The following is a 12,126-nucleotide window of genomic DNA, read 5'->3' on the forward strand; positions in this document are numbered from 1 at the left end:
CACCCGCAGCACCGCGGCGGACCTTTCAGCAGTTCGTCGTACCCGCGCAGAGCCGGACCGCCGCCCGGTCGGCCAACCGGCGCGCCTCGGCGTGGTCGGTCCCGTTCTTGATCCAGATCTCGGTTACCAGGTCCGCCCGGCGGACGAAGACCCACAGGTTCCGGACACCCTCGACCTCGGCGGCCACGAGCACGGACTCCTCTCCGGCGAAACCCCGGTCGACGACAGTGATCTCGATCCGGTCGGCGCCGGCACAACCGTCCACGTTGGTCCGCACCGCGGCCATCGCCTGCCGGGCGTCCGTGCCGGCGTACCGGTGCACCCGCTGGACGAGGCGCCGCTCGCCGACGGCGAACCCCTGCTCGCGTTCCGCTACCTTCCGGCCCGGGTGTTGCCAGGTGTTCGGGCAGTGTCCCGAGACGGAGTGCAGCACCCAGTTGCCGTCCGGGTTCTGTCCGATGGACCGGAAGCCGGACGGGACGTCGGAGCGTTGCAGCGTGGCGGCGGCCGGGATGGCGGTCCCGGTCGGGCGTCCCGGGTCGCCGGTCGAGCCGGAGGGGGACGAGGGTGCCGTCGGCGTGGGCGTGCGGGAAGGGGTCGGGCTCGGCGTCCGGGTGGCCGGTGCGGTCGCCACCACGTCCGGCAGCACCTGGCGCCGCCCGGAGTCGGCCAGCGCGTTCCAGGCGCCGATCCCGCCACCCGCCAGCAGCACGAGCACGGCCGCCAGCACCGTGTACGTCCGCTGCCGGGCCAGCTGCCGGCCACGCTCGCGTACCTCGCCGGTCGACGCCCAGTGCAGCCGCTCGGTGTCCCGGTACAGGTCCTCGAAGAGTCGGTCAGGCATTGGCGTTCTCCTCCGTGAGTTCTTCGCCGACGAGTTGGGCGAGTGTTCGGCGCCCCCGCGCCAGTCGGGTCTTCACGGTGTTCACCGGCACGCCGAGCTGGCTGGCGACCGCCGCCACCGGCAGGTCCGCCAGGTGGTGCAGGACGATCGCCTCGCGTTGGTCGACGGGCAGCTGTCGCAGCGCCGTCACCAGCGCGGTGGTGTTCTCCGAGGGCGGGTCGACCGCCGCCGGCGGGCCGTGCCGCCGGTACGCCGCCAGGCCGTTGCGCAGCTTCCGCCAGCGGTTGAGCTGGATCCGCCGGGCGACCGTCCGGACCCAGGCCTCCGGGTCGGCGTACGAGCTCACCCTGGACCAGCGTTGCCAGGCGCGGGCGTACGCCTCCTGGGTGGCGTCCTGGGCATCGGCCATGTTGCCGCTGAGGGCGTAGAGGACCGTCACCACCCGGTGCCGGGTGCTCTGGTAGAACTCGTGGAAGTCGTTCTCCTGGGCCATCGCCCCTCCCGTCAGGTTTCTACTGCCTACACCCCCCGGAGGCGTCCACGGTTTCGCGGTTCGGGACGGCACAATGGGGCGGTGAACCGAGCCGAGCCGCCGGGCGGGCAGATCCACCACACCGACCCGTTCGCCACCCCGGAGCGGGACCGCTCCCCGGTGCGCCGGCTGCGCGGCCGGCTGCCGGCGCCGGTGACGCTCTGGACGGCGTACGCCCGGACGAGCGCGACCGGCGAGCCGGCGGCTCCGGCCGGGCTCACCGTCTCGTCCACCCTGGTCGCCGACGGCGAGCCGGGACGGCTGCTCGGGCTGGTCGACGACGAGTCCGAGCTGTGGGCGGCGGCCTCGGCCAGCGGCCGGTTCGCGGTGACGCTGCTCGGTCCGGCGCACCGGCAGCTCGCCGACCGGTTCGCCGGGCTCTTCCCGGCTCCGGGCGGGCTCTTCGCCGCCGGCGACTGGACGCACACCGGATACGGGCCGGTGCCGGCCGGGGTGGGTGGCGGCGGGGCCGAGGTGGGCGGCTGGGCCGGCTGCCGGCTGGACGACGCCCGGGAGTACGGCTGGGCGCTGCTGGTCGAGGCCACCGTCGAGACCGTCGAACTGACCGGTACGGCGGCACCCCTGCTGCACCACCGGGGCCGCTACCGCGAGCTGACCGGAAACGGGTGACCCGGCGAGCGTGATGCCAGGGTGTCATCACGATGACCTGGTGGTATCACGCGGAACGGACATCTACCCCCGGCGACCTCCGGGCCACGGCCCGGGTCGGGCGAGGTGGGCCCGTCGCCAAACGGCGTGATCCGGGTCACTGGGCGCAGCCACCGGCCCGTTCGGCGCAGCCGCCGACCAGGCTCCGGATCACTGCTTTCCGAGATCCGGGCTGCTCCATACGGTGCGCGGAAACTCCCCTGCCCCTGCGAAGGTGGTGAGACCAGCATGTCTACGGACACTCCCGCGCCGGCCAGCGCACCGGCGGACCCGTACGTCGCGGCACAGCGATCGGACGAGTTCGTCGGGTTGCGCAAGGCTCTGCGCGGCTTCGTCTTTCCGATGACCGTGGCGTTCTTCCTCTGGTACGCGCTCTACGTGATCCTCTCCGCGTACGCACGCGGATTCATGGGCACCAAGATCGTCGGCAACATCAACGTCGCCCTCGTCTTCGGCCTGTTGCAGTTCGTCTCCACCTTCCTGATCGCCTGGCTCTACTCCCGGTACGCGGAACGGAAGCTCGACCCGGTCGCCGACAAGATCCGCGCCGACCTCACCGGCGGCACCGACGAGCGGAAGGAGGAGCCGTCGTCATGAGTCGAGAGATCCTGGCCGGGTTCAGCCTGGCGGCGGAGGCGGGCGACAGCAGCACCGCCCGTACCCTGACCATCACGCTCTTCCTGGTCTTCGTGGCGGTGACCCTGGGCATCACCATCTGGGCCAGCCGGCAGACCAAGACGGCGACCGACTACTACGCCGGTGGCCGCTCGTTCTCCGGGTTCCAGAACGGCATGGCGATCGGCGGCGACTACATGTCGGCGGCGTCGTTCCTCGGCATCGCCGGCATCATCGCGCTGTACGGCTACGACGGCTTCCTCTACTCGATCGGCTTCCTGGTCGCCTGGCTGGTGGCCCTGCTGCTGGTGGCGGAGCTGCTGCGCAACTCGGGCCGCTACACCATGGCCGACGTGCTGGCGTTCCGGATGCGGCAGAAGCCGGTCCGGACGGCGGCGGCGGTCTCCACCATCACCGTCTCGGTCTTCTACCTGCTGGCCCAGATGGTCGGCGCGGGTGCGCTCGTCGCGCTGCTGCTGGGCATCCGGCCGGGCACCACGTTCCTCGGCATGGACGCCGACGCGGCGAAGATCGCCACCATCATCATGGTCGGCGCCCTCATGATCATCTACGTCACCGTGGGTGGCATGAAGGGCACCACCTACGTGCAGATCGTCAAGGCGTTCCTGCTGATGGGTGGCGCCCTGGTGATGACGGTCCTGGTGCTGGCGCACTACAAGTTCAACCTCTCCAACCTGCTCGGCGACGCCGCCAACGCCTCCGGCAAGGGCTCGGCGTTCCTCGAACCAGGACTCAGGTACGGCGTCGAGGTCGCAGGGGACGCGACGAAGACCTTCTACAACAAGGTCGACCTGCTCTCCCTCGGCATCGCCCTGGTGCTCGGCACCGCCGGCCTGCCACACATCCTGATCCGCTTCTACACCGTGCCGACCGCCAGGGCGGCCCGGAAGAGCGTGCTCTGGGCGATCGGCATCATCGGCACGTTCTACCTGTTCACCCTGGCCCTCGGCTTCGGCGCGGCGGCCCTGGTGGGCCAGGAGGCGATCAGGGCACAGGACGCGGCCGGCAACACGGCGGCGCCGCAGCTCGCCGAGGCACTCGGGGTCGACTTCCTCGGCGGCGACGTCGGCGGGGCGGCCCTGCTCGCGATCATCGCGGCGGTGGCCTTCGCCACCATCCTCGCGGTGGTCGCCGGGCTCACCCTGGCCTCCTCGTCCAGCCTGGCGCACGACTTCTACGCCAACGTGGTCAAGGGCGGCCAGGCGTCGGAGCGGCAGGAGGTGAACGTCGCCCGGGTCTCGGCGCTGGTCATCGGTGCGATCTCGATCGTGCTGTCGATCTTCGCGCAGAACCTGAACGTGGCGTTCCTGGTCGCCCTGGCCTTCGCGGTGGCGGCCTCCGGCAACCTGCCGGCGATCCTCTACAGCCTGTTCTGGAAGAGGTTCAACACCTCCGGTGCGGTCTGGGCGATCTACGGCGGTCTGATCAGCGCCGTCGGGTTGGTGTTCTTCTCCCCGGTGGTCTCCGGGGCGCCCACCGCGATGTTCCCGGAGAGCGACTGGCAGTGGTTCCCGCTGTCGAACCCGGGCATCATCTCCATCCCGGTCGGCTTCCTCTGCGGCTGGATCGGCACCTTGATCTCGAAGGAGACGGACGAGGACAAGTACGCCGAGCTGGAGGTGCGTTCGCTCACCGGCGCCGGGGCGCACTGATCCGGCGGACCGGCCGACCCCTTCGACGGTCGCGGTCGGTCATATCGACATGACGGGTGGTGTCGGGTACTAGGTGACCCGGCACCACCCGTCCGCTCTCCGCCGGCCGGTCCCGGCTGACGGGCATCCCTCGGCCAGCCGGAGATCAGCTTTCTGGGTAGGCTGGACGCATGGTGGTAGCCCAGCGTTTCGGAGCGGAACACCGGATCCTCGTCACCGGCGGTGCCGGATTCGTCCCGTCCCACCTGGTCGACGCGCTCGTCGCGCGGGGCTGCACGGTGGTCGCGGTGGACAACTTCGTCACCGGCTCCAAGGAGAACGTCGCCCACCTGGCCGACCATCCCCGGTTCACCCTGGTCGAGGCCGACGTCTCGGACGGGCTGCCCGAGCACCACCCGGCGATCGCCCAGCGGTTCGACGCCATCATGCACCTGGCCTCGCCGGCCAGCCCCACCGACTTCGCCACGCTGCCGATCGAGATCCTCCGGGTCGGCTCGCTGGCCACCCTGCACCTGCTCGACCGGGCGGTCGCCGACCGGGCCCGGTTCGTCCTCGCCTCCACCTCCGAGGCGTACGGCGACCCGCAGGTGCACCCGCAGGTCGAGACGTACTGGGGCAACGTCAACCCGATCGGCGTACGCAGCGTCTACGACGAGGCCAAGCGGTTCGCCGAGGCGAGCACCATGGCATACCACCGCTACCACGGGCTCGACGTCGGCATCGTGCGGATCTTCAACACGTACGGGCCGCGGATGCGGCCGGACGACGGGCGGGCGATCCCCACCTTCATCACCCAGGCGCTGCGCGGCGAGCCGCTGACCGTGCACGGCACCGGTGCGCAGACCCGGTCCATCTGCTACGTCAGCGACCTGGTCCGGGGCATCCTGCTGCTGCTCGACTCGACCGAGACCGGCCCGATCAACTGCGGCACCGAACACGAGGTGTCGATGCGGGAGCTGGCCGAGACGATCGCCGAGCTGACCGGGAGCCGGTCCCAGGTGACCTATATCACCCGGACCGCCGACGACCCCGAGATGCGCCGGCCGGATCTCACGCTGGCCCGGGAGCGGCTCGGATACGAGCCCGAGGTGGCCCCGACCGAGGGGCTGCGCCGGACGATCGAGCACTTCAGCCAGCGGTTGGCGGGGTAGCGCAGGATACCCCGCCCCGGGCCGCCCGGGCCGTGGCACCCAGAGTCTTCTTGGTTCCGCTACGTACCCTGTGGGCATGTTCGCGAGCCCTCCCCCGAACGCGGCCAACAGTCCGTACCGGATGACGGCCGGTGGATCCGCCGGCCGGGCCTCGGTGCCCGGCCCCGGTCAGCCGGCCGGGTCGAGCCGGATCTCCGGCCGGGCGCAGGTGTCCGGCGTACCAGGTCAGGCCCGTCGGCACGACGCCCCGGCCGGTCCCGGCGGCGGTGGCCCCGGCGGTCCCGGCGGTCCGGGTCTGCCCGGCGCCCCCGGGCGCGGCGGCCCGCGCCCCCGGTGGGGCCGGATCGCCCTGGTGGCCGGCGTCGCGGTGCTGGTGCTGGCCCTGCTGGCCGGCGGCGGCGCATGGCTCTATCTGCGCGGGTTGGACAAGGACCTGGCCCGGACGGACCCGTTCGCCGAGCTGGCCGGCGGGCGGCCCAAGTCGGTGAGCGGCGCGCTGAACATCCTGATGGTCGGCAGCGACTCCCGGGACCCGGACGCCCCGGTCGACCAGCGCAGCAAGTGGCGGGCCGACACCATCATCGTGATGCACATCCCGGCCAGCCACGACAAGGCGTACCTGGTCTCGATCCCCCGGGACCTCTACGTGCCGATTCCGGAGAACTCGAAGGCGGAGTGCGGCAGCGGCGACCGGGGCAAGATCAACGCGGCCTTCGCCTTCGGTGGTCTGCCGCTGGCGGTCCGCACCGTGGAGTGCTTCACCGACGTCCGGATCGACCACGTGATGGCGATCGACTTCGCCGGCTTCAAGGAGGTCACCGACGCCCTCGGCGGGGTCGACCTGAAGGTGGAGCGCAGCATCACCTCGATCCACAAGCCGTACCGGAAGTTCGACAAGGGCGTCAACCACATGAACGGGGCCGAGGCGCTGGACTGGATCCGGCAGCGCAAGCAGTTCCCGGACGGCGACTTCGCCCGGATGCGCCACCAGCAGGAGTTCCTGCGGGCGCTGATGGACAAGGCGGTCAGCACGGGCACCCTCACCAACCCGGGCAAACTGAACGCCTTCCTCAAGTCGGTCACCAGTGCGGTCACCGTCGACGAAGGCTTCTCGCTTGTCGACATGGCGATCCAGTTCCGCAACCTGCGGGGCGAGAACCTCCAGTTCATCACCAGCCCGCACAACGGCAGCGAGACCATCGACGGCGAGTCGGTGGTGGTGTCCGACCGGCAGAAGGCACTGGCCATGTACCAGGCGATGGCGGCGGACACGATGGACGAGTGGGTGGCGGCGAACGTCGCACCGACACCGACGCCGGCCAACGGCGGTTGAACCGATCGGCGCGTGTACCCGTAGATGAACAGGAGCAGGTAACGTAGTTGAATTCGGGGCGACCGGCGGGTTACCGCACCTTGTCACGGCGTCCCGCCCTCACCCCCGAACCTGGAGCAGGCATGCCGGTGCAGTCCCGCCGACGTCCCCCACGGCCCGCCTCGACGGTCCCGCCCTCCCGGGCGACCGCGTCGGTGGGGCCGTCGCCGCTCGACGACTGGCCCGAGGCGTCGGACGGGCCCGCCGGCAAGACGAAGAGCGGCAAGGGCGGCAGAGGCAAAGGGGGCAGGGGGGGCAAGAGTGCCCGGCGCCGCAGGACCCCGCTCTGGGCCCGGCTCACCGTCATCTTCGGTGCCGTGCTGATGCTCTCCAGCGGGGTGGCCATCGCCGGCATGCAGGTCGCGATCGACCAGGCGACCAGCAGCATCCAGCAGGAGAACCTGCTCGGTGGCGCGGGCAAGTCCGACGCCGAGGGCGGCAAGGACCTCGACGGCCCGATCGACCTGCTGCTGCTCGGCATCGACGCGCGGGCCCGGCTGGACGCCGACAACGTACGGGCCGACACCATCATCGTGCTGCACATCCCGGCCACCCACGACCAGGCGTACCTGCTCTCCATCCCGCGCGACACCGAGGTGCAGGTGCCGGCCTTCAAGAAGAGCGGGTACGGCGGCGGCACCGCCAAGGCGACCGAGGCGTTCTACCACGGTGCGCAGAACGGCGGCGGGCTGGCCGGTGGCGCGCAGCTGATGGCGGCGACGGTCAACAAGCTGACCGGGATCAGCTTCGACGGCGCGGCGATCATCAACTTCAGCGGCTTCAAGAAGATCATCGACGCCCTCGGCACCATCCCGATGTGCGTGCGCCACGAGGTCAAGTCGCACCACATGAAGCTGGTCGACGGCGAGCCGATGTGGAACCACGAGGCCGACAAGGCCCGCGGGGTCAAGAAGCCGGTGGTGCACAAGAAGGGCTGCCGGCAGATGGAGGGCTGGGAGGCGCTTGACTACTCGCGGCAGCGCTACGGCCTGCCGCGCGGCGACTACGACCGGCAGCAGAACCAGCAGCAGCTGATCAAGGCGATGGCCAAGAAGGCCATGAGCGACGGCGTGATGACCGACATCGGCAAGCTCAACGAGTTGATGAAGGCCGCCGGCGAGGCGCTGATCGTGGACACCGGGCGTACCCCGATCGCCGACTTCATCTTCACCATGCGCGGGGTGGCCGCCAACGACCTGGTGCTGCTGCGCACCAACGACGGCAACTTCGCCGGCAACGGCAACGGTCGGGAGACCCTCAAGCCGATCAGCCAGCAGATGTTCGCGGCGGTCAAGAACGACCGGCTGGACGAGTTCATCATCAACAACCCGACCGTGCTCGCGTCGACCAAGTAGCGCCGCCCGGACGGATGTCGCCAGGGAAAATCGCAAAAGCCGCTGGACGCGCAAACCGGACGCCTAGCCTGAGCTGAGGAAGCTTCACTCAGTGCCGGGTCCGGGGAGGGGTCACGTTCACATCCAGGCGGGCTGCTCCGGCCACACCCGGGCAGCCAGGACGAGTCCCCGGCACCGGCCGTACCGGAAGATCAGCGGACCGGCGCCGGCTGCGGGAGGCGCCGGTCTGGGCCAAGGTGGCACTCGGGCTCGGCCTGGTCCTGCTGCTGGTCTCCGGAGCCGGCGGCGCCGGGCTGCACATGCTGGCCGACCGCTACGACAACAGCGTGGTCAAGCAACTGCTCCTCGACCCGGCCGCCCGCGGCGACCGGAGTGACGTCGTCGGCCCGCTCAACTACCTGCTTGTCGGCTCCGACGAGCGCCCCGCCGCCAGTCCCGGCAGCGACCAGCGCTCCGACACGATCATGATCGCCCACCTGCCGGCCGGGCTGGACCGGGCCTACCTGATCTCGGTACCCCGGGACCTGCTCGTCGAGATCCCGCCCGCCACCGCCGGCGGCTGGCCCGGCGGCCCCGACAAAATCAACTCGGCTTTCCAGTACGGCGGCGGCGGCCAGGGCGGCACCCGACTGCTCTCCGCCACCCTGAGCCGGCTCACCGGAATCCGCTTCGACGGCGCCGCGCTGGTCAACTTCGCCGGCTTCCAGCGCGCCATCGACCTGCTGGGCGGGATCCGGATGTGCGTCGACACCCCGGTCCGGTCGATCCACACCCGGAACCTCTTCGAGGCGGGCTGCCACCAGATGACCGGGGCGCAGGCGCTGGACTACGCCCGCCAGCGCTACGACCTGCCGAACGGCGACTTCGACCGGCAGCGCCACCAGCAGCAGCTGTTGCGGGCGATGATGGACAAGGCCACCACCGGTGACATGCTCCGCAACCCGCTCCGGCTCGACCAGGTGATCCGGGCCGTCGGCTCGTCGTTCACCGTCGACACCAACGGGGTGCCGCTGGAGGACCTGATCTTCGGTCTGCGCGGGGTGCGTTCGGACGCGCTGCGTGGCATCCAGCTGCCGTCCCACGCGGAGACGATCGACGAGGTCTCGTACGTCCTGCTGGACGAGCCGGCCTACACCCTGTTCGACTCGATGGGCGGCGCCGAGCTGGACAACTGGGCACGGCAGCATCCGAAATGGGTCAACCCGCTCTAGGCTCCGGGTGCGATCCCGGTCAGGCTCTACCCTTGGTAACCGTGTTCGCAGCCAACGTACCCGCGGTTACCGCCGCCGAAGTGCCCGCCGACGCCTACCTGCTCGACGTACGCGAGCCGGACGAGTGGACCGCCGGGCACGCGCCCGACGCCCACCACCTGCCGATGATGGAAGTGCCCGCGCGGCTGTCCGAGATCCCCTCCGACGCCGACGTCGTGGTGGTCTGCCGCTCCGGCGGCCGTTCGGGACAGGTCGTCGGCTATCTGATGAGCCACGGCTGGGACAACGTCCGCAACCTCGACGGCGGGATGCGTGCCTGGGCCGCCGCCGGCCGCCCGCTGGCCAGCGAGGACGGGCAGCCGGCCCGGGTCGTCTGAGCACCGGCCGCCCACCCGGGAGCGCGAGGACGGCGGTACTGCCGAAAGCGGCGTCGAACGGGCAGACTCGGAGCATGCCGGAACGCCCCGATTACCCCCGCCTGGTCGCCGGCCACGCCGAGGTGCTGGGAATGCTGAACGCGGGCGAGGTGGGCCTGCCGGTGCTCAACCGGCTGTTACGGGTCGCCGGGCGGGCGCTGGGGGCACCCGGGGTGGCGTTCGTCGAGTTCGGCCCCAGTGGCGGCCGGGTGGTCGGCGGCGACGGGGAGCTGGACTGGGCGGTCGGGCGGCCGATCCCCGTCCTCGACCAGCCGGCCGACGAGCGGCTCTGCGGCCCCGGGGTACGCACGATGAACGTCGACATCCTCCCGCCGGACCTGGCCGAGGAGCTGGACGGGCGCGGCCTGCGGCACCTGCTGGCCGCCCGGGTGGAGATCGGCGGCCTGACCATCGGCAACCTGTACGCGGTCTACCCGGACGCGGAGCGCCCCGCCGACCCGGAACACCAGTCGGTACTCGACTTCCTGGCCGCCACCGCCGCACACATGTACGGCGACCAGGCCGGCCTGCCGGTGCACGGCGACGGCACCGTGGTCGCGGCCCTGGCCGACGGGCTGGCGGTCGTCACCCGGGACGGCACCGTGCAGCTCTGGAACCCGGCCGCCGAGAAGGTCACCGGGTTGCGCGCCGCCGAGCTGCTGGACCGGCCGCTGCCGTTCCCGGTGCCGCCGCCGGGGCAGGTGCTCGACCACCGGCTGCCGGACGGCCGCTGGCTCAAGATCACCTCTGGTGAGCTGCCGGGCGCGGCGGCCGCCCGGGTGGTGACCTTCCGGGACAGCAGCGACCAGCACATCCGGGACCACGACCGGGACCTCTTCGTCGCGGTGACCAGCCACGAGCTGCGTACCCCGGTCACCGTGATCAAGGGGTACGCCGACACGCTCGGCACGCACTGGGAGTCGCTCTCCGACTCGGACCGCCGACAGGCGGCCGGAGTGATCGGCCAACGGGCCGGTGAACTGGCCCGGCTGGTGGACCGACTGCTCGCCACCACAAACGACGCCGGACCGGTCGGCGGTTCCCCGCCGGTCCCGTTCGACCTGCTCGACGCGCTCCGGGCGGCCGTCGCCGACCTCCCGGCCGAACTGCGGCACCGGCTGGTGATCCGGCTGCCCGAGCACCTGCCGAAGGCGCTCGGCGACCGGGCCAGCCTGGCGACCGTGCTCACCGAACTCACCACGAACGCCGGCAAGTACTCCCCGGACGGCTCGCCGGTGCTGCTCAGCGCCGAAGCCGACCGGCGGACCGTGGCGTTCCGGGTGAGCGACCGGGGAATCGGGGTACGTCCGGAGCATGTCGAGCGCGCATTCGAACGGTTCTGGCAGGGCGAGTCCGGTGACCGGCGCCGCTATCCCGGCGCTGGCCTGGGGCTCTACCTGGTACGCCGGATCGTCGAGCGGCAGAATGGCTGGGTTTCCCTCCGTCCACGCGACGGCGGCGGTACGGTCGCAGAGGTGCGGCTGCCCCGAGGCTGAACCGAGGTCGCCCGACGCCGCCGTGCCCGGTGGTCGGTCGGGGCGGCACCTGGCGTCCGGTGGTCCGTCGAGGAGGCACCCGGGGTGAACCCCTTCCAACCTGAACCGCGCGGCGCTCGGGCAGCGTGCCCGACCCTGCGACCCGTCGACCCCGAGGGGGATGCCGACAAGGGCTCGGCGTCGAGCATCTCGACGGAACGACCGGCGTCGAGCATCTCGACGGAACGACCGGCGTCGAGCATCTCGACGGAACGACCGGCGTCGAGCATCTCGACCGAACGGGCGTGGTGCCTGCTGGTGCCGCAGCACGCCCAGGGCGCCCGTACCGCCCGGCACCGGCTCGGCGCCGAACTCGACGGTACGGTCCCGTCGGCCCTGCTCGGCGACGTCGAGATGGTGGCGGCCGAACTCCTCGGCAACGCCGTACGGCACGCCCCGCCGCTGCCCGGCGGGATGATCCGGCTGACCTGGCTGCTGCGTACCAGCCCGACCGCGCACACCGTCGAGATCCGGGTGACCGACGGCGGCGCCACCGGCCCACCCCGGGTCCGGCAGGTCGGACCGGCGGCGGTGGACGGCCGGGGGCTCTTCCTGGTCGCCGCCCTCGCCACCGAGTGGGGTGTCGAGCGGGACGGGCTGGGGCAGAGCGTCTGGGCCCGTCTGGTGCACCCGGTCCGGCACACCCTCACCGTCCGATGACCACCCCTCCGGCGTCCTGACATCCTCCCCGGGTTGCGATCCTTCCGTCGCCGGCAAGCCCTCACCGGGACCAGCCACCCGACGGTCCGCTCC

The 12,126-nt window shown here is 71.4% G+C and carries 12 protein-coding genes; 10 read left to right on the plus strand and 2 right to left on the minus strand.

Annotated features, from left to right (window positions below; translation table 11 throughout):
• Positions 1-25: 25 nt before the first annotated feature.
• Both ACN28A_RS13030 and ACN28A_RS13035 read right to left on the minus strand, forming a co-directional pair.
• Positions 26-844: a hypothetical protein gene (locus ACN28A_RS13030; protein WP_421395329.1), complete on the minus strand. Its 819-nt coding sequence runs from the start codon at positions 842-844 to the stop codon at positions 26-28.
• A complete protein-coding gene (locus ACN28A_RS13035) occupies positions 837-1,337 on the minus strand; it encodes a SigE family RNA polymerase sigma factor (RefSeq protein WP_421395330.1) in 501 nt (166 codons plus the stop codon). The genes ACN28A_RS13030 and ACN28A_RS13035 overlap by 8 nt, the downstream gene beginning before the upstream one ends.
• 81 nt (positions 1,338-1,418) lie before the next feature.
• Between ACN28A_RS13035 and ACN28A_RS13040 the strand changes: the two genes are divergently transcribed.
• From ACN28A_RS13040 to ACN28A_RS13085, 10 genes are all read left to right on the plus strand, one after another.
• A complete protein-coding gene (locus ACN28A_RS13040) occupies positions 1,419-2,006 on the plus strand; it encodes a flavin reductase family protein (protein WP_421395331.1) in 588 nt (195 codons plus the stop codon).
• A gap of 267 nt (positions 2,007-2,273) precedes the next feature.
• Positions 2,274-2,642 carry a DUF485 domain-containing protein gene (locus tag ACN28A_RS13045; RefSeq protein ID WP_421395332.1) on the plus strand — a complete coding sequence of 123 codons (369 nt, stop codon included), beginning with the start codon at positions 2,274-2,276 and terminating at the stop codon, positions 2,640-2,642.
• Positions 2,639-4,333, plus strand: a complete 1,695-nt coding sequence (locus ACN28A_RS13050) for a cation acetate symporter (protein ID WP_421395334.1) — start codon at positions 2,639-2,641, stop codon at positions 4,331-4,333. Before ACN28A_RS13045 ends, ACN28A_RS13050 begins: the two co-directional genes overlap by 4 nt.
• 170 nt (positions 4,334-4,503) lie before the next feature.
• Positions 4,504-5,484 carry a GDP-mannose 4,6-dehydratase gene (locus ACN28A_RS13055; protein ID WP_421395335.1) on the plus strand — a complete coding sequence of 327 codons (981 nt, stop codon included), beginning with the start codon at positions 4,504-4,506 and terminating at the stop codon, positions 5,482-5,484.
• Positions 5,485-5,560: 76 nt separating this feature from the next.
• Complete coding sequence (locus ACN28A_RS13060) at positions 5,561-6,817, plus strand: LCP family protein (protein ID WP_421395337.1); 1,257 nt, start codon at positions 5,561-5,563, stop codon at positions 6,815-6,817.
• 122 nt (positions 6,818-6,939) lie between these two features.
• Entirely contained in the window at positions 6,940-8,211 is a 1,272-nt protein-coding gene (locus tag ACN28A_RS13065; protein ID WP_421395339.1) for an LCP family protein, read from the plus strand.
• A gap of 263 nt (positions 8,212-8,474) precedes the next feature.
• Positions 8,475-9,422 carry an LCP family protein gene (locus tag ACN28A_RS13070; protein ID WP_421404352.1) on the plus strand — a complete coding sequence of 316 codons (948 nt, stop codon included), beginning with the start codon at positions 8,475-8,477 and terminating at the stop codon, positions 9,420-9,422.
• Between the two features lie 41 nt (positions 9,423-9,463).
• Positions 9,464-9,799: a rhodanese-like domain-containing protein gene (locus tag ACN28A_RS13075; protein WP_421395341.1), complete on the plus strand. Its 336-nt coding sequence runs from the start codon at positions 9,464-9,466 to the stop codon at positions 9,797-9,799.
• 74 nt (positions 9,800-9,873) lie between these two features.
• On the plus strand, positions 9,874-11,334 hold the full coding sequence (locus ACN28A_RS13080) for an ATP-binding protein (protein WP_421395343.1): 1,461 nt from the start codon (positions 9,874-9,876) through the stop codon (positions 11,332-11,334).
• Positions 11,335-11,418: 84 nt separating this feature from the next.
• A complete protein-coding gene (locus ACN28A_RS13085; RefSeq protein ID WP_421395345.1) occupies positions 11,419-12,033 on the plus strand; it encodes an ATP-binding protein in 615 nt (204 codons plus the stop codon).
• Positions 12,034-12,126: the final 93 nt, after the last annotated feature.

Origin of the sequence: Plantactinospora sp. WMMB782 (genome assembly GCF_049179135.1) — a bacterium.
GTDB lineage: Bacteria > Actinomycetota > Actinomycetes > Mycobacteriales > Micromonosporaceae > Plantactinospora.